The sequence below is a fragment of the Streptomyces sp. NPDC002690 genome, from assembly GCF_053592415.1.
Genome location: NZ_JBSFVR010000116.1, coordinates 1 through 20,905 on the forward strand (window position 1 = coordinate 1; position 20,905 = coordinate 20,905).

General features: G+C 71.4%; 11 protein-coding genes and 2 pseudogenes. 5 read left to right on the plus strand and 8 right to left on the minus strand.

Going from position 1 to position 20,905, the window contains the following annotated elements; all coding sequences use genetic code 11:
- A pseudogene (locus tag ACWD3D_RS16725) lies at positions 1-102 on the plus strand (ATP-binding protein); the annotation flags it as partial.
- 362 nt (positions 103-464) lie between these two features.
- Here ACWD3D_RS16725 and ACWD3D_RS16730 read toward each other — a convergent pair.
- Both ACWD3D_RS16730 and ACWD3D_RS16735 read right to left on the minus strand, forming a co-directional pair.
- Complete coding sequence (locus ACWD3D_RS16730) at positions 465-665, minus strand: acyl-CoA carboxylase subunit epsilon (protein WP_451461594.1); 201 nt, start codon at positions 663-665, stop codon at positions 465-467.
- A 62-nt stretch (positions 666-727) separates the two neighbouring features.
- Positions 728-2,311 (minus strand): acyl-CoA carboxylase subunit beta, encoded by a 1,584-nt coding sequence (locus ACWD3D_RS16735; RefSeq protein WP_451461595.1) that lies wholly within the window; start codon positions 2,309-2,311, stop codon positions 728-730.
- A gap of 586 nt (positions 2,312-2,897) precedes the next feature.
- Between ACWD3D_RS16735 and ACWD3D_RS16740 the strand changes: the two genes are divergently transcribed.
- Positions 2,898-4,124, plus strand: coding sequence for a glycoside hydrolase family 64 protein (locus tag ACWD3D_RS16740; RefSeq protein WP_451461596.1), 1,227 nt, complete (start codon positions 2,898-2,900; stop codon positions 4,122-4,124).
- A 91-nt stretch (positions 4,125-4,215) separates the two neighbouring features.
- Here ACWD3D_RS16740 and ACWD3D_RS16745 read toward each other — a convergent pair whose 3' ends face one another.
- Positions 4,216-4,737, minus strand: a complete 522-nt coding sequence (locus tag ACWD3D_RS16745) for a hypothetical protein (RefSeq protein ID WP_451461597.1) — start codon at positions 4,735-4,737, stop codon at positions 4,216-4,218.
- 318 nt (positions 4,738-5,055) lie between these two features.
- On the opposite strand from ACWD3D_RS16745, the gene ACWD3D_RS16750 reads away from it, so the two are divergent.
- Positions 5,056-5,667, plus strand: a complete 612-nt coding sequence (locus ACWD3D_RS16750; RefSeq protein WP_451461604.1) for a YceI family protein — start codon at positions 5,056-5,058, stop codon at positions 5,665-5,667.
- A gap of 128 nt (positions 5,668-5,795) precedes the next feature.
- On the opposite strand, the gene ACWD3D_RS16755 is transcribed toward ACWD3D_RS16750, so the two are convergent.
- Positions 5,796-7,424 carry an FAD-dependent oxidoreductase gene (locus ACWD3D_RS16755; protein ID WP_451461598.1) on the minus strand — a complete coding sequence of 543 codons (1,629 nt, stop codon included), beginning with the start codon at positions 7,422-7,424 and terminating at the stop codon, positions 5,796-5,798.
- Between the two features lie 767 nt (positions 7,425-8,191).
- Between ACWD3D_RS16755 and ACWD3D_RS16760 the strand changes: the two genes are divergently transcribed.
- Positions 8,192-12,298 (plus strand): carboxypeptidase regulatory-like domain-containing protein, encoded by a 4,107-nt coding sequence (locus ACWD3D_RS16760; protein WP_451461599.1) that lies wholly within the window; start codon positions 8,192-8,194, stop codon positions 12,296-12,298.
- A gap of 99 nt (positions 12,299-12,397) precedes the next feature.
- Here the strand turns inward: ACWD3D_RS16760 and ACWD3D_RS16765 are convergent.
- The 4 genes and pseudogenes from ACWD3D_RS16765 to ACWD3D_RS16780 form a co-directional block, all read right to left on the minus strand.
- Positions 12,398-12,618: pseudogene (locus tag ACWD3D_RS16765) on the minus strand (phosphodiesterase); the annotation flags it as partial.
- 239 nt (positions 12,619-12,857) lie between these two features.
- A complete protein-coding gene (locus tag ACWD3D_RS16770) occupies positions 12,858-14,261 on the minus strand; it encodes a hypothetical protein (RefSeq protein WP_451461600.1) in 1,404 nt (467 codons plus the stop codon).
- Positions 14,262-14,383: 122 nt separating this feature from the next.
- Positions 14,384-17,446 (minus strand): glycoside hydrolase family 3 protein, encoded by a 3,063-nt coding sequence (locus tag ACWD3D_RS16775; RefSeq protein WP_451461601.1) that lies wholly within the window; start codon positions 17,444-17,446, stop codon positions 14,384-14,386.
- A gap of 162 nt (positions 17,447-17,608) precedes the next feature.
- Positions 17,609-18,583 (minus strand): LacI family DNA-binding transcriptional regulator, encoded by a 975-nt coding sequence (locus ACWD3D_RS16780; RefSeq protein ID WP_451461602.1) that lies wholly within the window; start codon positions 18,581-18,583, stop codon positions 17,609-17,611.
- Positions 18,584-18,951: 368 nt separating this feature from the next.
- Here ACWD3D_RS16780 and ACWD3D_RS16785 point away from each other — a divergent pair, with 368 nt between their 5' ends.
- Positions 18,952-20,838 carry a lectin gene (locus ACWD3D_RS16785; RefSeq protein WP_451461603.1) on the plus strand — a complete coding sequence of 629 codons (1,887 nt, stop codon included), beginning with the start codon at positions 18,952-18,954 and terminating at the stop codon, positions 20,836-20,838.
- Positions 20,839-20,905 lie beyond the last annotated feature (67 nt).

Below are 20,905 nucleotides of genomic sequence, written 5' to 3' on the forward strand. Positions count from 1 at the left end.
CCCGACACCCCGATCCTCACCACCGACGCCCGACACCGCTCGGACGCCAAGAGCGCCCTCATCACCCTCGTCGAACACGCCCTGATGGCCCGGCTGCGCTGACGCCGGGTACGGCCCCGTACGAGGAGAAGCCCCGATCCCCCGGTTGTTCACCGGAAGGTCGGGGCTTCTTTTCGCGTGTGTTCGGACCCGGTCCAGGTGCGTTCGGACCCGGCGCCGCGTGCGTACGGACCCGGCCACGGCCCGTACGGACCCGGCTCCGCGTGCCCGTGCGGCCCCGCACGGGCCGTGGCGGCTGTTTCCGGCCATGCAATGGCCCCGGCCGGGACACTTCCCGGCCGGGGCCTCGTGCGGTGCCCGGAGCGGCCCTCCAGGGCCTTGAGGGGCGTTGTGGGCGGAGTGGGTGGGATGTCCCCGCCGCGCCGGGGGTCCGGGACCTCGCGGTCCGGCCTCCGGAAGGGTGGTCAGCCCTGCCAGCTGTGCGGGGCGCGGAAGCCGGGGGTGCGCTCCAGGCGACGCCATCCGGCCGTGTCACGGCCGCCGCGGACGGGAGCGGGCTGGGCCGCCGCACGGGCGAGCAGCACCGCGGTGATGGCCGCGAGCTCCTCGGGGGCGGCGTGGCCCTTCTCGACGCGCAGCACGGACTCGGCAGAAGTGACGCTCATGGATGTCTCCGTCTTCTCGGCAGGGTGTCGTTCCGGTGCGCGGGTACCGCGCGGGCCGACGACTACTGCGGGGGGTTGCCGTGCTTGCGGGACGGCAGGTCGGCGTGCTTGTTCCGGAGCATCGCGAGCGAGGCGATCAGCACCTCGCGGGTCTCGGCCGGGTCGATGACGTCGTCGACCAGTCCGCGCTCCGCCGCGTAGTACGGGTGCATCAGCTCGGCCTTGTACTCCTTGACCATGCGGGTGCGCATGGCCTCGGGGTCCTCGGCCTCGGCGATCTGGCGGCGGAAGATGACGTTGGCGGCACCCTCGGCTCCCATGACCGCGATCTCGTTGGTCGGCCAGGCGTAGGTCAGGTCGGCGCCGATGGACTGGCTGTCCATGACGATGTACGCGCCGCCGTACGCCTTGCGCAGGATCAACGAGATCCTCGGCACGGTGGCATTGCAGTAGGCGTAGAGCAGCTTGGCGCCGTGCCGGATGATCCCACCGTGCTCCTGGTCCACGCCCGGAAGGAAGCCGGGTACGTCCAGAAGAGTGATGATCGGGATGTTGAAGGCGTCACACATCTGGACGAATCGCGCGGCCTTCTCGGACGCCTCGATGTCCAGCACACCGGCCAGGGACTGCGGCTGGTTGGCGACGATGCCGACGACCTGGCCGTCCATCCGGGCGAGGGCGCAGATGATGTTGCGGGCCCAGCGCTCGTGGATCTCCAGGTAGTCGCCGTCGTCGACGAGCTCCTCGATGACCTTGTGCATGTCGTACGGGCGGTTGCCGTCGGCCGGCACCAGGTCCAGCAGGACGTCGCCGCGGCGGTCCGCCGGGTCGTCGCTCGCCACCGTCGGCGGGTTCTCGCGGTTGTTCGAGGGCAGCATCCCGATGAGGTAGCGGACCTCGGCGATGCAGGTCTCCTCGTCGTCGTACGCGAAGTGCGCCACGCCCGAGGTCTCGGCGTGCACGTCGGCGCCGCCGAGGCCGTTCTGGGTGATCTCCTCGCCGGTGACCGCCTTGACGACGTCCGGGCCGGTGATGAACATCTGCGAGGTCTCGCGGACCATGAAGACGAAGTCGGTGAGGGCGGGGCTGTACGCCGCGCCGCCCGCGCACGGGCCGAGCATCACGCTGATCTGCGGGATGACACCGGACGCCCGGGTGTTGCGCTGGAAGATGCCGCCGTAGCCGGCGAGCGCGCTGACGCCCTCCTGGATACGGGCGCCGGCGCCGTCGTTCAGGGAGACCAGCGGCGCTCCGGCCGAGATGGCCATGTCCATGATCTTGTGGATCTTGGTGGCGTGGGCCTCGCCCAGTGCGCCGCCGAAGATCCGGAAGTCGTGCGCGTAGACGAAGACCGTCCGGCCGTCGACCGTGCCCCAGCCGGTGATGACACCGTCGGTGTAGGGCTTCTTGGACTCCAGGCCGAAGCCGGTGGCCCGGTGCCGCCTGAGCTGCTCGACCTCCTTGAACGAACCGGCGTCCAGCAGGAGTTCGATGCGCTCGCGGGCGGTCAGCTTGCCCTTGGCGTGCTGCGCCTCGGTCGCCCGGTCGCTCGGGCCGCGCCGGGCCTGCTCGCGCAGGGCCAGCAGCTCTGCCACCCGGCCACGCGTGTCGCTCGGCTCACCCGGGATTTCGTCCACAACGGTCATGTACCGACCCTACGAATCCGGCGGCGCAAATACCGCCGTCGAATCCGTACAGTCTCCTGACCGGTTTCCTGGCGGGGACCGACAGAACCCTCGCACCATGCGTGCGATCCACCATCTGGGACCCACCCCGGCTTATAGGGTTCCCACAAGTGGGGCGGGAGAGGGTCCGGGCAGCTCATGCAGGGGTCGAGCCTAGTGGACCACCCCCTCCGACGGACAAACGGCCACCGCGGTCACGCCCTTCCCCGGGGCCTCCCCCCGCTTCCCCGGAACCCTCTGCCGGCCTTCCCCCAGGGCTCCTCCGGGGCCCCCGGGGGAAGGCCCGGCAGGGTTCGGCCACCCTCCCTCCTTTCGCCTCTTGTCACCTCTTGACCGGATCGACGGCGAGTCACCCCTTCTCAGGCGTCAACACGGGCACCATGAAGACGAGTTGTGAAGAAATCCTGATTCTGAGAGCGCTCTCAGTCACACCTCTTGACGCCTGTGACAGGCGTGGTGAAAGTGGTCCGCACCACAGGGCGGCCCCCACCGTCCGCACGGCCCGGCCGTGCTCCGTCCATCTCCCCCCACCCCTCCGGAGCTCCTCGTGATCTCTCGTCGCACCTTCCTCACCGGCGCGGCCGCCTCGGCCGCGGCGCTCAGCTATCCCGTCTGGGGCAGCACCCTCTCCCCCCGAGCCTCGGCCGCCGCCGCGACCTGCGAGCTGGCCCTGGTGAACCGCTCGCTGCCCGGCACGGTGCGCGCGTACGTCACCGGTCACGAGCAGGGAACCGATCGCTGGGTGCTCCTGCGCGCGGACGGCAGCCTCTACCGGCCGGACTCCCCCGCCGCGGCACAGACCCCTCTGCCGGTCGACTGTTCGATCCCGCTGAACCCGTCGGGCGGGGCTCCGGTGGTGCTGACGCTCCCGCAGATGTACGGCGCCCGGGTGTACTTCGTACGCGACGACACGCTGGACTTCTACCTGAACCCGGGCCCGGCGCTGGTGGAGCCGGCGTTCGCCACCTCGACGGACGCGAACTACGGGCGGACCTGGTCCTTCTGCGAGTTCACCTTCAACCCGCAGCAGCTCTACGCGAACATCAGCTACGTCGACCTGGTCACGGCACTCCCGATCGGGCTGACCCTGGAGGGTGACTCCACCCACACGGTCGCCCCGCTGCCGGACGGCGCGGTGCAGCGGATCGCGGACGGGCTGATCGCTCAGGCGGCGGCGGACGGGCAGCCCTGGGACCAGTTGGTCACCCGGGGCGCGGACGGGCAGGTGCTGCGGGTCGTCTCACCGCAGAACCTCATGGCGCCGTATTTCGACCGGCCGGACCAGATGCCCTTCCGGGACCTGTTCACCGCGCAGATCGACCAGGTGTGGGAGAAGTACCGCTCCACCGATCTGCGGATCGACCTGCAGGGCGGCCGGGGCGTGCTGGCCGGCCGGGTCAGCGGGGACGACTTGGTCTTCGACGGTGGCCACACCTTCACCAAGCCGGTGTCGAAGGACATCTTCACCTGCAACCACGGCCCCTTCACCAACAACCCCGCCGACTCGGACGACAAGAAGGCCCTGCTGGCGCGGCTGGCGGCCGGGTTCAACCGCTCGATCATGCTCAGCCACCCGGACCAGCCGAACGGCACCACCACCGCGGACTACTACCAGGAAGCCGTGACCAACCACTGGTCCCGCATCGTGCACGCCAACAGCCCGATCGGCTACGCCTTCCCCTACGACGACGTGCGCCCCGACGGTCAGCCGGACGTCTCGGGCGCCGCGAACGACGGCAACCCCCGGCGCTTCACGGTGAGCGTCGGATCCTGACCCATTCCGAGACCCCCACGGCGCGCGTGCCCCCTCTCCCGACGGCGGGAGAGGGGGCACGTGTGCGTGGAGGGCCGGGTGTGCGCGCCGGTCAGCAGCCGCCGCAGTTGTAGTAGGTCGTGTCCCAGTGGTTGCCCTCGTTGACGTAGATGTTGCCGGAGGCCGCCTGGTACTGGGCGTATCCGTCACCGCGGAGCCCGATGTAGGTGAAGGTGCCGGTGACGTAGTTGTTCAGGCAGGTGTTCTTCGCGAAGTCGAGCTTGTAGCCGTTCCAGTGCGAGTAGGTGCCGCTCGCGTGGCCCGTCTCCGTACCGCCGGTGATGTTGATGGCGCAGCCGGTGGCGCTCTTCAGGGTCTGGGCGCCCTGGGCGGTGGCCAGGTTGAGCTGGTCGAAGGAGGTACAGGTCGAGTTGTTGCGGTCGGAGCAGCCGCCCGAGGAGGACCAGGTGATCCCGGACGAGCTGAACCGGGCGGTGGCCTGGGCGTGGGTGAGCTTGGTGGCGGCGTGGGCGTCGGTGGCACCGCCGAGCACGCCGACCCCGGGTGCGAAGAGAACGCCCAGCACGAGGGCGAGGGCGGTGAGGGCGGAGCGGAGCCTGGGGCGGGTCAACATGGGGGGTCTCCTCCTGCTCATGACAACTTCGGTTCACCGCGCGGCACGGGGGTGAATCAGGGAGCACCGCGCGGCGCGGCATGGCGATACTGCCCGAGTTCTACGCGCGTCCGCCAGACCGCGTCCGTGGCGATGCGGTGAATCCCCGGGGGCCAGCGGGACGGCCGACGGCGGGTGAGGCCGCCGGGACGGGCCTCCGGGAAACCGGTCGCGATCGGATGTTGAAGTTTGAACTAAACAGGTCTACAGTCGAACTCGTTGAAGGTTGAACAAACCGAGGCCTTCGACTTCGAGGAACACGTCTCCCGAGGAGGAGCCATGGCTCTGTTCAACCGCAAGTCCGCCACCACGACCGCTGTCGCCGAGAAGCCCGCTGTGGACCCCGCGCTCGCCGCCCTGACCGGCACCTACACGATCGACCCGGCCCACAGCAGCATCGGCTTCACGGTGCGCCACGCGATGGTGACGAACGTGCGCGGCTCCTTCGGCGAGCACGAGGGCACCCTGGTACTGAACGGCACCGACCCGCACCACTCCACCGCCTCCATCGACGTCGAGATCGCCAGCATCGACACCGGCATCGCCGACCGTGACGCCCACCTGCGCAGCGGCGACTTCTTCGACGCCGAGGCGTTCCCGAAGATGACCTTCCGCTCCACCACCGCCGAGCAGCTCGGTGGCGACTCCTACCGGATCACCGGCGACCTCACCATCAAGGACGTCACCCGCCCGCTCTCCATCGACCTGGAGTTCAACGGCTCGGCCACCGACCCGTACGGCAACCAGCGTGTCGGCTTCGAGGGTGGCGCCACCATCCTCCGCTCCGACTGGGGCCTGACCTGGAACGCCGCCCTGGAGACCGGTGGCGTGATGGTCAGCGACAAGGTGAAGCTGACCTTCGACATCTCCGCGATCAAGTCCGCCGCCTGATCCCCGCGTCACCCGAGCGCGCCCGTCTCCGACTCCCCACAACGGGGAGTACCGGGGCGGGCGCTCGCGCGTGTACGGGCGGTACGGGACCGGATGGCCCGGCCGCGCCCTGCCCGGGTCGGCCCGGGTCACCCCGTGCGGCGGACCTTGAGCGCGTTGTCCGTACGGGTGGTGGGGTTGCCGTCCGGGTCGTTCTGCACCCGCTCGTGCTCGTCGCTGAGCAGCACCTGCCACTCCCCCGGCGCCGGCTCCAGCTGGGCCAGCACCTCGTCGGGGGTCGGGAAGCGCACGGCGGGGTCCGGGTTCTTCTCCCAGTGCGGGAAGCCCGCGTGGCCGACGACCAGCAGGATCCCGCCGGGCGCGACGGCGTCGGCCGCCCGTCGCAGAATGCGCTCCCTGGGCAGGTCCCCCATGGAGTGCAGGAACTGCGCGGAGACCAGGTCGTACTCCCCTTCCGGGAAGGACACCCCCAGGTCGTGCCACTGCCAGTCGATCCGGTCGGCCACTCCGGCGTCCGCCGCGTGGACGGCCGCCCGTCCGAGCGCAACCCGTGAGAGGTCGGTCGCGGTGACCTCCCAGCCCCGGCCGGCCAGCCAGACGGCGTCGGCGCCCTCACCGCAGCCGAGGTCCAGGGCGCGTCCCGGCTCCAGGTCCGAAACCTCGCGGACCAGCACGGTGTTGGGGTTCCCGCTCCAGATCCGGTCGCTCCGGAGGTAGCGCTCGTCCCACAGTTCGGCGTCGGTGCGCGGGGTGGCGGAATCGGTGCCGGCCATGGGGTCTCCCTGGGTGTCCGTGGACGAGCGGCGGGCCTCCACCGCCAAGCGGGTGTCCTCGGTGACGAGGTCCGCGTTGAGCGCGGCAGCCGCCTTCAGCCCGGCCGCGGCGGCTCCGACGACCTGCTCCATCAGGTTGGTGACGTTGCCCGCCACCCACACGCCCGGCACCTCGGTGGCTCCGGCCGGGTCGGCGGCGATGTACGTACCGAGGACCCGGCCGCCCATCTCCATCGGGGTGGGGGCGAGCCCCAGACCCTCCAGCACGCCGGAGCGGGCGGTGAAGCGTGGCTGGACGACGAGCGCCTCGCGCGAGAAGACCGTGCCCGAGGCCAGCCGGACCCCGGTGAGCCGGCCGTCCCGCGCCTCGATACCCACCACCTCGCCGTCCACGACGGTGACGCCCCGTGCGGCAAGCTGCTCGTACGCGTCGTCGCCGAAGTCGTCCTCCAGGTGCCGGAACAACGTCACGTCGTCCGTCCACTGCCGCCACAGCAGTGCCTGGTGCACGGCCAGTGGCCCCGTGGCCAGGATCCCGACCGGGCGGGTCCTCACCTCCCAGCCGTGGCAGTACGGGCAGTGCAGAACACCGGTTCCCCAGTGCTCCGCGAGACCGGGGACGGGAGGAAGCTCGTCGACCAGTCCGGTGGTGACGAGAAGCCTGCGCGCCTCGACCGCCGTGCCGTCCGCGTACTCCACCCGGAATCCGTCGTCCGGCAGCCTCCGGGCCGCCACCGCCTCGCCCTCGACGATTTCCGCTCCGTACGCGGCCGCCTCGGCCCGGCCGTCCTCCAGCAGCTCCAGCGGCGGGACGCCCTCGCGCCCCAGGTAGTTGTGGGCGTGGGCGGCGGGCGCGTTGCGCGGTGCACCCGCGTCGACCACCAGCACCGAACGCCTGGCCCGGGACAGCGCCAGGGCTCCGCTCAGCCCGGCGGCGCCGCCGCCGATCACCACGACGTCGTACCTCTGGGACCTGTCACTCATATCGGTACACCTCCATGGCGAGCGATGGTGCACTCGTGCGGCGCCCACGACAAGCACGCTTGCCGAAGCGGCAAAATCCCGCCGTCCGAGGCGCCCGCCGGGCGGGCGCCTCGGACGGCGGCGGACCTGTCGTGACGCTCGACGCCGCTCCGGACGCCGCGCCCGATTCCGGTCGGCACACCCGCCCGAATCGGCCCGAACAGGCCCGCAAACCTCCTCCGGACGCACTGTCGAATTGGAACCGGTTTTCCCCCGGATATTCGGGCGCCCGTCCGCTCGACCACGCATATTCAACATGCACGGATCATTACCGAAAAGCGACCGGCCGAACGTCCCCGCCCCGAGAAAGCGCACTGGTCACGCGCGGCCGGCATGATTCCGAAAAGCCGCCACCCCGGCACCACATGGCCGAATCAGAGCGATCGCCCCCTCGTCTCGCGACCGCCACAAGCCCCGGACCGGCCGCGTCGGAGCGCACAGCCCCGGCCGAAGTCCCGTGATGCGCCGGATTCCTCCATCGCCCCGACCACCCGACTGCCACCTTCCCCCGGTTCGCCCGCACATGAACCATTTCACGACCGCAGAGGGAATCCACAGATTTAACAAAGGTGCCATTGACATGAACCTTGCAAGACCTGATTAATGGGTGACCGGTGAAAACAATTCGCCGTCGACCTGAAAACAGGTGGTCGACCCGTGCATCACATGGGAGACACGTGACCGTCACCGGAATACCCAGACCGGCCGCCGGACGGAAAAGACGGGCCTTGACCGGGCTGATCGCCCTGGCCCTCGCAGTGGTCGGGCTCGCCTCTCCGACGGCGAGCGCGGCAGATCCTGCCGGCTCAGGCACGAACACCAAACCGTCCGTCGAGGCGTCCTGCGCCGAACCCGGGGCCGGCGAGGTCCGCTGCTTCGCGCTGCGGCGCACCGACGTGGAGTCCGGGAAGGGCGTCCGGCCCGACGCCACCACCCCGTCCGGCTGGGGGGCCACCGCACTCCAGGACGCCTACGACCTGCCGGCCGGCGGCGGGGCGGGCCAGACGATCGCCATCGTGGACGCCTACGACGACCCGACCGCCGAGGAGGACCTCGCGGTCTACCGGGCGCAGTACGGCCTGCCCGCCTGCACCACGGAGAACGGCTGCTTCAAGAAGATCGACCAGCGGGGCGGCACCGACTACCCGGCGGCGAACAGCGGCTGGGCCGGGGAGATCTCCCTCGACCTGGACATGGTCTCGGCGGCCGCGCCGAACGCGAGGATCCTCCTGGTGGAGGCCGACTCCGCCTCCTTCGAGGACATGGGCGCCTCGGTCGACCAGGCGGTCGCGCAGGGCGCCAAGTTCGTCTCCAACTCGTACGGTACGAGCTACACCACCGCTCCGGGCAGCGGTGAGGACCCGGCGGAGACCACCGAATTCGACGCCCACTACAACCACCCGGGTGTCGCCGTGGTCGCCTCCTCGGGCGACGACGCCTACGGTGTCGCCTACCCCGCGGCCTCGCGGTTCGTGACCTCCGTGGGCGGCACCGCGCTGGCGCAGGACTCCTCCACCACGCGCGGCTGGTCCGAATCGGTCTGGTTCAACAGCCACGGCGGCCCGGGATCGGGCTGCTCGGTCTACGAGGACCGCCCTGCCTGGCAGGACGGCATCGCCACCGACTGCGACCAGCGCGCGGTCGCCGATGTCGCCGCGGTCGCCGACCCGTTGACCGGCGTCTCGGTCTACCAGACCTACGGCGGGGACGGCTGGGCCGTCTACGGCGGCACCAGCGCCTCCGCCCCGATCATCGCCGGCGTGTACGCCGCGGCCGGCACCCCGCCCACCGGTTCCTACCCGGCGGCCTACCCCTACGCGGCCGGCGGCAGCGGGCTGAACGACGTCGTCGACGGCGACAACGGCTCCTGCTCCCCGGCCAGGCTCTGCACCGCGGGCGCGGGCTGGGACGGTCCGACCGGTCTCGGTACGCCCGCAGGCGTGCAGGCCTTCCGCAGCGGTCCGCACGGCACGCTGACCGGCGCCGTCACCAACAGCGCCACCGGTGAACCGGTCGCGGGCGCGGAGATCAGCGCGGGTGACTCCCGGGCCGAGTCCGGGGTGGACGGCACCTACACACTCACCCTGACGCCCGGCACCTACGACCTGGAGGTCGCCGCCTACGGCTTCACCACGGTCACCTCCGTCGGCGTGGAGATCACCGACGGCTCCTCGGTGACCAAGAGCTTCGCGCTCGCCCCGGTGCAGAGCCGGACGGTCTCCGGCAAGGTCACCGACGGTTCGGGGCACGGCTGGCCGCTCTACGCGGCGATCGCCGTCGACGGGGTGCCGGGCGCGCCCGTCGAGACCGACCCCGCCACCGGCGCCTGGTCGGTCGACCTCCCGGCCGGCCGGAAGTACGCCCTGAAGGTCACCAGCAACTACCCGGGCTACCAGAGCGTCACCCGGATCGTCACGGTGGGCGACTCGGCGGTCTCCGCCAACGTGAGCCTGCCGGTGGACGCCTGGGCCGGCACCGCGGCCGGGTACACGTCGAAGGACGAAGGCACCACCGAACCGTTCGACTCGACCACCTCGGCCCCCGAGGGCTGGACCGTCACCAACGCCGCGGGGACCACCGGCGGCTGGCAGTTCGACGACCCGGGCAAGCGGACCAACAGCACCGGCGGTAAGGGCGCCTTCGCCATCGTCGACAGCGACAAGGCGGGCAGCGGCAAGGTCCAGGACTCCGTGCTGACCAGCCCGTCGTACGACTTCACCGGCACGGACCTGCCCGAACTCGCCTACCGGACCAGCTACAAGACGTACTCCGGCCAGACCGCCAGGGTCGAGGTGAGCGCGGACGGCGGCACCACCTGGTCCGCGGTCTCCTCGCACACCACCGCGGTCACCGGTTCCAAGGTCACCGTCGCGCTGACCGACTACGCGGGCCAGTCCGACGTCCGGGTGCGCTTCCACTTCACCAGCAAGTACGGCTGGTGGTGGCAGGTCGACGACGTGTTCGTCGGCTCCCGCAGCGTGTCGGCCGTCCCCGGCGGCCTGGTCGTCGGGCAGGTCACCGACGCCAACACCGGTGACGGAATCGTCGGCGGCACGCTCGCCGGCACGGGGACGGGGGCCGTGAGCACGACCTCGGCCGCCACCCCGGACGACGCGGCGCTCGGCGACGGCTTCTACTGGGCCTTCGCACCGGTCGGCAAGCAGACCCTGACGGCCACTAAGTCCAAGTACACCGCCGCGGCCAAGGCGGTGACCTTCGCCGCGGACTCGGTGGCGTCGAAGAACTTCTCCCTGAAGGCCGGACGCCTCAAGGTCACCCCCGCCGAGGTGACCGCCCCGGTCGCCTGGGGCGGTTCGGCGACGAAGACCGTCACGGTCAAGAACACCGGCGGCGCCGCCGCCGCCTTCGGACTCTCCGAGGAGAGCGGGGAGTTCACACCGGCCGCCGCGGGCGCGCCGCTGATCACCAGGAAGGGGCACTACTCACCGCTGTCCGCGAAGAGCCGGGCCGGCCAGGCCGGTGAGGCCGCGGCCGCTCCGGCCGAGGCCGGCGACGCGTGGCAGACCGTCGCCGATCTGCCCGGCGCCATCGAGGACAACGCCGTCGCCGCCGACGGCGGCAAGCTGTACTCGGCGTTCGGCTACAACGGTGTCGACGACACCCGGTCGCTCTACGCGTACGAGGCGGAGACCGGCTGGACGAAGCTGGCCGACGCGGCCGACACCCGGGAGGCTCCGGCCCACGGCTTCATCGACGGGAAGCTGTACGCCGTCGGCGGCTGGGCGGCCGACGGGAGCACGGACGCCAAGTTGGAGATCTACGACCCCGCCTCCAACACCTGGACGACCGGCGCCCCCTCCCCCGATCCGCTGGCGGGCTCGGGCTCCGCGGTCCTGGGCGGCAAGCTGTACTCGGTCGGCGGCTGCACCGACGTCTGCGGCTCCGGCTCGGTGACGGTCTACGACCCGTCGGAAGACTCCTGGTCCACCGCGGCGGACTACCCGGAGGACGTCGCCTGGGAGGCCTGCGGCGCCATCGGCGGACTGCTGTACTGCGCCGGCGGCACCAACGACTCCGGCGAGCTGAAGTCCGCGTACGCCTACGACCCGGCGGCCGACGCCTGGTCGGCCCTGCCGGACCTGCCGCAGCCCCTGTGGGGCTCCGCCTCCACCGCTGCCAACGGCCTGCTGCTGGCCTCGTCCGGTGTCAGCGACGGCGAGCTCACCAACGCGGGCTACGCCTACGACCCCGCCGCCGGGTCCTGGTCCGCCCTGCCCAACGCCGATGTCGCCACCTACCGGGGCGGCGGCGCCCCGGGCTTCTTCAAGGTCGGCGGCGCCGACGGCCCCTCCAGCCCGTCCACCGCGGTGGAGCTGCTCCCCGGCTACGACCAGACCGGCGGCTCGGACGTCAGCTGGCTGTCGCTGGGCACCTCGGAGTTCACCCTCGCCCCGGGAGCGAGCGTCTCGGTCGCGGTGTCGGTGACGGCCGCGGTCGAGGAGATCACCCAGCCCGGTGACTTCACCGCCCGGATCGGCATCTCGTCCGACACTCCGTACGCCGTGGCGTCCGTCCCGGTCACCATGACGGTGGCGCCGCCCAACACCTGGGGCAAGATCACCGGAACGGTGCTCGGCAAGTCGTCCACCGGCGTCACGGCTCCCCTCAAGGGAGCAACCGTCCAGGTCGACTCGTGGGCGTCCTCGTACACCCTGATCACGGACAAGGACGGCCACTACGCGCTCTGGCTGGACGCCCGGAACAACCCGCTCACCGTGATCGTGGCCAAGGACGGGTACGCCCCGACCACCACCACCGTCAAGGTCGTCAAGAAGGGGACGGTGACGACGGACTTCACCCTCAAGAAGGCGTAGTCGGCGCGGCGGACGGCAGGATCGTCCGCCGCTCGGTCCCGGCCCCCGTTCCCGCCCGGTCGCAGGCGGGGGCGGGGGCCGGCGCGTACGCGCGAGGCCTCACTTCGCGCCGGGCGGGGCCGGGAGCACGACGCGGTGGCGCCGGGCGTCGCCGAGGACGTGGAAGGCGGGGCCGGGCGGCTGCTCGCGGTCGGCCGCCTCGTCGCCCTCCCAGGGCATGCGCAGGGTCCAGGTGGCGGCGGGCCGACGATCAGCGGGAGTCCGGCGAAGGTCGAGGCGGCCGCGGTGTGGGCGTGGCCGGCGAGGACGGGTACATCTCGGGTTCTGACGGAAGTTCCCGTTCTACCGTTGGGGACGTGAGCGCGAGGTGTGATCACGTGGCCGACGTCGGCCCGCGCCGCCGTCGCCCAGGACACCCGCACGGAGAAAGCCCGAGGCACACCCGCACGGAGCGGGCGGAGAAGAGAGTGGCCGTGGAGCGCTGACTTGCGCGGGAACCAGCGGGCACCGTCCGCGGCGGGCGAGGGCCGTCCCACGCCCCCATGAGGTCCCGGCAGGCTCAGAACCCGCCGCCCCCGTCGAACCCGCCACCACTGCCGAAACCGCCGCCGTCCCCGAAGCCGCCGCCGTCGCCGAAGCCGGAGGAGTCGAAGTCGGAGCCGGAGACGTCGCCGCCCGACCAGTCGCCGCCGGAGCCGAAGTCCCCGCCACCGTAGTCGGCCGCGTACGCCGGGGTGGAGAGCATCGAGCCGAGCATCGTGCCGACCAGCAGGCCCGGGAGCAGTCCGCCGCCGAAGTAGCCGCCGGCCCAGGGCCCGTAGGCCGGTCCGGCTTCCCAGTACGGGCGCCGGCTGCCGTCCCCCACGTCCACGGTGCGGCTCATCGGGTCCTCGCCGTCCTCCAGCCGGGCCCGGTCCGCGGCGCACACCGGGACCTCCCGGGAGGAGGCGCCGGCGGGGCGCCAGCGGACGTCGGCGACGGAGGGGCCGTGGCGGGGGTCGAAGAAGCAGGGGGGCCTGCGGTCGGGCAGGGCGGACCCGGTGCGGCGGGCCTCCAGCACGGCGAGGGAGTAGCGGCCGTCCTCCAGGGCCTGGGTGACGGGGCGGACGTCAGCGGGGCGTTCGGCCTTGGCCATGCGGGATTTGGCGCTCTCGTACGAGTCGAGCGCGTGTGCGTAATCGGCGCGCATCGCGTCGTCGGCACCCGGCTCACCGGGGTGGAAGTCCAGGCGTTCCAGGGTCTCGCCGTAGGCGGTGATGTCCTCGTCGACCACGGTCCGGAGCTTGTCGAGCGCGGCGCTCTCCTCGGCGCGGACCCGACGACGGTTGCGACGCATGACCGCGTAGGCCCCGGCGGACCCCACGACGGCCACTCCGGCGAGGACCAGCAGACCGGCACCGGTGGAGCGGGCGGCCGAGGAGCCGTTCCCGTCGCCGCCCCAGGAGGCCGGAGCGGTGCCGTCGGCCTGTTCGAGCGCACCGTCGACGAAGGCGTCGAGCTGGGCGTCGGTGGCGGTGTCGGCGGCCGGGGCCTTCACGGCCGCGGTGAGATTGTCGACCGCGCGGACCGGCATGACCTGCGGGTCCGCTCCCGCGTCGAATCCGTCGCCGAGGCGGACGGCGTACACCCCGGTGATGCCGGTGTCGTTGCGCAGGGTGGCCAGCAGGCCGTCCTCGGGGAAGGCGGAGGTGTCCGGGAGGACAGCGACGAACACCGGCTTGTCGGCCTTGGTGATCCGGTCCTCCAGGGCCTTCTCCTGCCCGGTGGAGAGCTGGTCACGGGCGCCGGGGTCCACGTACACCGGGTCCTCGCGCAGCGCCTGGGCCGCGTCCTCGATCGTCGCGGCGGGGGCGCGTGCGGGTGAACCGGAGAAGGCCGACGCGGCGGGGACGAGGGCCAGGAGCGCGGTCGAGAGGACCAGCAGCAGACCGGCCAGCGTTGCGAATATCTGCCTTTTTCGCATACTTCACGCTACTCCGGACCTCCCGGCCCGCGCTCTCTCTCCGGGTGCGCGGACGCCCCGGACGCACGGGTGTGCCCGGGCGCAGAAGCTCTCCGCCCGGGCACACCCTGGTTCGTGCGGGGTCACGCGGCCCGGTAGGCCGCCCGCAGCTTGGCCACCGCGCCGGTGAGGTCACCGGTGAGCAGCAGGTGGTCGGCCTCGGCGAACGGCTTGGAGACCGCCGCCGTCAGCTTCCCGCCGGTCTTCTGCTGGACCAGCAGCCGGGCCTGGTCCACGATCGCCTTGCCCGCCGCGGTCTTGCCGAGGTGGAGCTTCTCCGCGACTCCGGCGGCCACCTGGAGGGCGGTCAGGGTGACCTCGCCGCCCACGGGGGCCTTCTTCAGGGTGGTGAGACCCCAGCCGAAGGGGAACTGCGGGTCGTAGGTGGCGTCGCCCACGTTGATGGGGAGCTGAGCCTCGGACTTCGGCCAGGTGACGGGCAGCTGGCCGGTGAAGGCGCGCTTGCCGTAGAGCACGTCGGCCACGCCGTCGCCCTCGGTGCCCGGGAGCCAGGAGGCGACCAGCGCGTCGATGTCGCCGAGGCGGTCACCGATGAGCTGGGGGCGGCCGGAGACCACGAGGACGGCGCACTTCATCGCGGCGCAGACCTTGTCGATCGCGGCCTTGTCGGCGGCCGTCAGCTCCAGGTCGTTGCCGTTGCCGACGTCGCCGATGCCCTCGGCGTAGGGGGTCTCGCCGACGACGACCACGCCCACGTCGTAGCCGTCGGTGGCAGCGGAGGCGTCCTGGGAGTAGGTGACCGAGGCGGCGTCCTTCTTCATGCCCTGGAGGATCGTGGTGCCCGGGGTGATGGCACCGGAGGAGCCCTGCCAGCTGACGGTCCAGCCACCGGCCTGGTTGCCGATGTTGTCGGCGTTGGAGCCGGCGACGTAGACCTTCTGGTCCGCCTTCAGCGGGAGGACGGCGCCGTCGTTCTTCAGCAGCACCTGGGACTTGGCGGCTGCCTCGCGGGCCACCGCGCGGTGCGCGTCCGAGCCGATGTCGTCGATGTTCGAGGTGTCCGCGTAGGGGTTCTCGAAGAGGCCCAGCTTGAACTTCTGGGTCAGGATGCGGGAGACCGCGTCGTCGATCCGGGCCTGGCCGATGCGGCCCGCGGCGACCTCGCTCTTGAGCGTGGTGGTGAAGTCCTGGTACGCGGTCGGCACCATGATCATGTCGAGGCCGGCGTTGACCGAGGTGCGCACGTCGCTGGCGTAGTCACCGGGGAGCTGGTCGATGGCCTGCCAGTCGCTGATGACGAAGCCCTCGAAGCCCATCCGGTCCTTGAGGACGCCGTTGATCATCTCGGCGTCGCCGTGCATCTTCACCGGGCCCTGGTCGTCGCCCAGGATGTCCAGGGAGGAGTACGACGGCATGACGGTGCCGATACCGCGGTCCACCGCCTCCTGGAACGGCGCGAGGTGCACCGCCTCCAGCTCCTCGCGGGTGACCTTGGTGACGCCCTGGTCGATCGTGTACGAACCGGTGGTGGAGGAACCGAACTCGGTGCCGCCGTCGCCGACGTAGTGCTTCGCGGTGGCGAGCACCTTGTCGTTGCGGTCCAGGTCGCTGCCGTTCGCGGCGCCCTGCATGCCCTGGATCACGGTCTCCATGGACTCGACGAGCGCCGGGTCCTCGCCGTAGGACTCGTAGGACCGGCCCCAGCGCTCGTCACGGGTGACGCAGACGCAGGGGGCGAAGTCCCACGGGACGCCGGTGGCGCGGACCTCGCTCGCGGTGACCGCACCGGTCTTCTGGGCGGTCTGCGGGTCGCGGGTGGCACCGAGGCCGATGTTGTGCGGCATGATCGTCGACCCGACGACGTTGTTGTGGCCGTGCACCGCGTCCACGCCGTAGATCAGGGGGATCTGGAAGCGGGTCGCCTGGGCGCGCAGCTGGAACGAGTCGATCATCGACGCCCACGCCTCGGGGGTGTTGGGCGTGGGGACCGAGCCGCCGCCGGAGAGCAGCGAGCCGAGGTCGTACGAGGCGATGTCGCCGGGGCTGCGCAGCGCGTTGCGCTCGGCCTGCGTCATCTGGCCGGCCTTCTCGGCGGGCGAGAGCCGGGAGAGCAGGTCGGCGACGCGCTGCTTCACCGGGAGCTTGGCGTTCTGGTACGGGAGGCCGTGGGCGTTGATGACGACCTGGGGGGTCTCCGTCGGGGCCTTGGCGCCGGTGACGGTGAGGACGAGCGGGACCGTCCGGGCCTCGGACGCCTTCTTCGCCTTCTTGGTCGTCACCTTGACCGTGTGGGTCGCGCCGGACGCGGTGCCCGCCGGGAAGGTGTAGGTGCCGGTGACCGGGGTGTAGTCGGTGCCGGCCACCGCGGTGCCGCCCTCGGTGGTGTACGCGACGGTGACGGGCTCCTCGATGGGGAGGCCGCCGGTGGTGGAGAGGGTGAGGCCGATCGTCGCGGCGCCGCCGTTGTCCACCGGGTGCACGGTGGCGTCGGTCGCGATGCCCGCGGTCAGCGCCGGGTCGGCCTTGCCGTAGAGCTCCATGCCGTCGATGGCGAAGGAGCCGGGGGCGCCGGTCGGCAGGGTGAGGGCGTAGCCCCACATCCGGTCGAGTCCGAGGATGTGGTCGATGCCGCCGACGGGCTGGTAGTCGCCTCGGTAGACGAAGTCCGCGAACGGGACCTCGACCTGGTGCCAGCCCTCCCAGTCGTCGGTGAAGGACATGGTCCACAGCTCGGACGCGCCGCCGTTGGCGCCGCCGTCCTTGATCTCGAAGCTGATCTTCTTGCCGGAACCGGGCGGCAGGGGTGCCTTGTTCTGCCCGTACCACCAGAAGCGGATGCCCTTGTGGGCGCTCCAGTCCTGGGGGGCCTGGTCGACGGCGAACTCGTGGCTCAGTCCGCCCCAGCCGCTGATGTCGTAGGTGCCTTCGAGGACCTTGGAGCCCTCGGGGGCGTCCGCGCGCTCGGTGAAGGCGAGCTTCGGCTGGTCGTCGGCGTCCGAGCCCCAGGTGAAGATCGAGTCGGCGGGCGGGGCGCTGAGGGGGACCTCGCCCTCGTACCGGTCGACGAGTACCGGTGCGGGGTCGTCGGCCGCCGCGGGCACGACGGCGGTGATCAGTCCGGCGAGGACCGTGACGGCGGCGAGGAGGGCCCGCGCCGATCCTCTTCGGTGACGGGTAGCTGGCATTGCGGCTCTTCTCTCGTCTCGGCTGCACGGGGTCGGCAGCGGTACGGGTGGGGCGAGGGGGGTGGGGCCGGGAGGTTGGTGCGGGGCCGGAGCCCGTGGGGGTGTGTGGGTGTCCCGGTGCGCGCGGCCGTCCGAAGCCGCGCGTGCGCCGGGTCGGGGCGGTCAGGGCGCCGAGCGGCGGACCACGAGTTCCGTGGGGAGTACGGCCGGTTCGTCCGGAGCGGGCTCGCCGTCGAGGTGGGCGAGGAGCATCCGGGCCGCCGTCTCGCCCATCGTGCGGGTGGGCTGGCGGACGGTGGTGAGCGGGGGCGCGGTGTGCGCGGCCATCGGGATGTCGTCGAAGCCGACGAGGGCGACGTCGTCCGGTACCCGGCGCCCGGCGGCGTGGAGCGCTCTCAGGGCGCCGGTGGCGCTGACGTCGTTGTGCGCGAAGACGGAATCGAACCGCGCCCCGGAGGCGAGGAGGTGGGCCATGACGCGTTCGCCGCCGCGTTCGGTGAAGTCGCCCTGGGCGACGAGGGCATCCGGCAGCACGGACCGGAATCCGTCGAGCCGTTCGCGTACGCAGCCGTAGTGCGCGGGCCCGCTGAGCACCAGTGGGCGGGTGCGCCCGTCGGCCAGCAGGTGGCGGGCGGCGCTCGCGCCGCCCTCGTGGTTGGTGGTCACGACCGAGGGGAACTCGGGGTGGTGGCCCCGGTCGTCGATCAGCACGATCGGCAGGCCGCCGCGGTGCAGCGCGGTGAGGTGGCCGAGGGTGTTCTCCGGCTCCACGACCACGAGCCCGTCGAAGGCGCGGGCCGAGACCTGCGTGGTGAAGCGGCGGACCGACTCGGCGCCCCGGTTGCAGGTGAAGAGCAGCAGGCCGTACTCGGCCGCCTCGACGGTGTCCACGACGCCCTGGAGGACCTCGCCCATCCAGGACCAGGTCAGCGAGGGCACCAGCATCCCGACGGTGCGGCTGTTGCCCCGGGCCAGGCCGACCGCTCCGGAGCTGGGGACGTAGCCGAGGTGTGCGATCACTTCACGAACACGGGAGGCGGTGGAACGGTCCACGTCCGACTTGGTGTTGAGCACCCGTGAAACGGTGGTCTTGCTGACTCCGGCGGCACGGGCCACATCGGCGATGGTGACGCGCAACGGAGCCTCCCTGGCCAGGCGGAGAAACGGGATGTACCGGGCAGAACTGCTGCTTTCGCCACCGGAACGATGGTTCTCACCGGCCGGGACACGAGGTCGAGCACCAACGCCGTGCGGGCGTCGGCCACTTCGCGGTACCGGTCCCGGAACCGGTACCGGCGTCGCGGCTGGAGTTAACCCCGACTCAACAGGGCCGTCAATACTTCACGTCGAGATTGGTCCACGCCCCTCCGGCGAACGAGAGAGAGCGCTCACGTCTTCAACTCTTGTACGCACGCACCCCCTTGACGCGAGCCTGTGAGGGCAGTTCACTCACGCCTCGATCGACGGCAGCACCCCACCCCTGTGCCGAAGAAGGGCATTCCCCCATGATTCGATCGAGCGGACCTCTGAAAACAGGTGCGGCGCTCTTCGCGACCGTCCTCGCCGCGGCCGGCCTCACCGGGCTGGTCGCGCCCGCCGCCCAGGCGGCCGGCGAGAGCGTCTCCATCGTGCTGACCACCACCGACGACTCCGGAGGCCGGCATGTCACCCGGGGCCTCCAGGCTCAGACGCCGGTCGCCTTCGCGTCCGGTGGCGGGAGCGCCGGCACCGTGGTGACCGTGGACGAGAACACCCGGTACCAGACCTTCACCGGCGGCGGCGCGTCCTTCACGGACACCGCGGCCTGGCTGATGAAGAGCAGCGGGGCGCTGAGCGACGCGACCCGGGACGCCACGATGAAGAAGCTCTTCTCCCCCACCGAGGGCATCGGGCTCTCCTTCGTCCGCAATCCGATGGGCGGCTCGGACCTGGCACGGACCGGGTACACCTACGACGACATGCCCGCCGGGCAGACCGACCCCACCCTGGCGAACTTCTCGGTGGCGCACGACCTCGCGGACGTCCTCCCGCTGACGAAGCAGGCGAAGCAGCTCAACCCCGCCCTCACCACGATGGCCTCGCCCTGGACCGCACCGGCGTGGATGAAGGACAGCGGCCAGCTCAACGGCGGCTGGCTGAAGGCGGAGAACTACGGCGCGTACGCGAACTACTTCGTCAAGTACCTCCAGGCGTACCAGGCCCAGGGCGTCCCGGTCAGTTACGTCACCGCGCAGAACGAGCCGACCTGCTGCTCGGGCTACCCCTCGATGAGCTGGAACGGCTCGGGGCTCGCCTACTTCACCAAGAGCGAGCTGCTGCCGAAGCTCCAGGCGGCCGGTCTCACCACCAAGGTGCTGGCGCACGACTGGAACTGGGACACCTACGACGCCTACGCCGCGCCCACCGTGGACGACGCGGCGGTGCGCAACCACCCGAACTTCGGCGGGGTCGCCTGGCACGGCTACGGCGGCGACATCGCCAAGCAGACCGCGGTGCACAACCAGTACCCCACGATGGACGCCTTCCAGACCGAGCACTCCGGCGGAACCTGGATCGCCGACCAGCAGAAGGAGGACATGCTCAACATCATCGACTACACCCGCAACTGGGCGAAGTCGGTCACCAAGTGGTCCCTCGCGGTGGACCAGAACCGGGGCCCGCACAACGGCGGTTGCGGCACCTGCGACGGGCTGATCACGGTCCACAACGGTGACGCCAGGAGCGGGCAGGTGGACTACAACATCGAGTACTACACGATGGGCCACCTGACGAAGTTCGTCCGCCCGGGCGCCTCCCGGATCGCGTCCACCGCCAGCTCCACCGTGCCCAACGTCGCCTGGCGCAACACGGACGGCTCCAAGGCGCTGATCGCCTACAACGGCGGCTCCTCGGCGCAGCAGCTCACCGTCAACTGGGGCGGCTCGACCTTCGGTTATTCGCTTCCCGCCCGCACCTCGGCCACCTTCACCTGGTCCGGCACCCAGTCCGGCTCCGGCACCTCGACCGGCACCTCGGGTGCGTTCACCGGCGCCGGCGGCAAGTGCCTGGACGCGGCGAACGGCAGCGCGGCGGACGGCACAGCGGTCCAGCTCTACGACTGCAACGGCTCGGCCGCGCAGCGCTGGACGGTCCAGTCGGACGGCACGATCCGCGCGCTGGGCGCCTGCCTGGACGTGACCTCGGCGTCGACCGCGGACGGCGCGAAGGTGCAGCTCTACACCTGCAACGGCACCGGCGCGCAGCGGTGGACGTACAACGCGACCACCGGGGACGTGGTGAACACGGCGGCGAACAAGTGCCTGGACATCACGGACGCCTCGACGGCCAACGGGGCACGCGCCCAGATCTGGAGCTGCACCGGGGCCGCCAACCAGAAGTGGCGGCTCCAGTAGTTCCGCGGTGACCGTCGGCCGTACGCCCCTCGGTCCGGGCGGTCCGGGTTGCCGGAGTCCGGCAACC

Coding starts and splice junctions, on each gene's coding strand:
- ACWD3D_RS16730 (WP_451461594.1), bottom strand. CDS start 665: ATGAGCGTCACTTCTGCCGAGTCCGTGCTGCGCGTCGAGAAGGGCCAC.
- ACWD3D_RS16775 (WP_451461601.1), bottom strand. CDS start 17,446: ATGCCAGCTACCCGTCACCGAAGAGGATCGGCGCGGGCCCTCCTCGCC.
- ACWD3D_RS16755 (WP_451461598.1), bottom strand. CDS start 7,424: ATGAGTGACAGGTCCCAGAGGTACGACGTCGTGGTGATCGGCGGCGGC.
- ACWD3D_RS16750 (WP_451461604.1), top strand. CDS start 5,056: ATGGCTCTGTTCAACCGCAAGTCCGCCACCACGACCGCTGTCGCCGAG.
- ACWD3D_RS16735 (WP_451461595.1), bottom strand. CDS start 2,311: ATGACCGTTGTGGACGAAATCCCGGGTGAGCCGAGCGACACGCGTGGC.
- ACWD3D_RS16785 (WP_451461603.1), top strand. CDS start 18,952: ATGATTCGATCGAGCGGACCTCTGAAAACAGGTGCGGCGCTCTTCGCG.
- ACWD3D_RS16745 (WP_451461597.1), bottom strand. CDS start 4,737: ATGTTGACCCGCCCCAGGCTCCGCTCCGCCCTCACCGCCCTCGCCCTC.
- ACWD3D_RS16770 (WP_451461600.1), bottom strand. CDS start 14,261: ATGCGAAAAAGGCAGATATTCGCAACGCTGGCCGGTCTGCTGCTGGTC.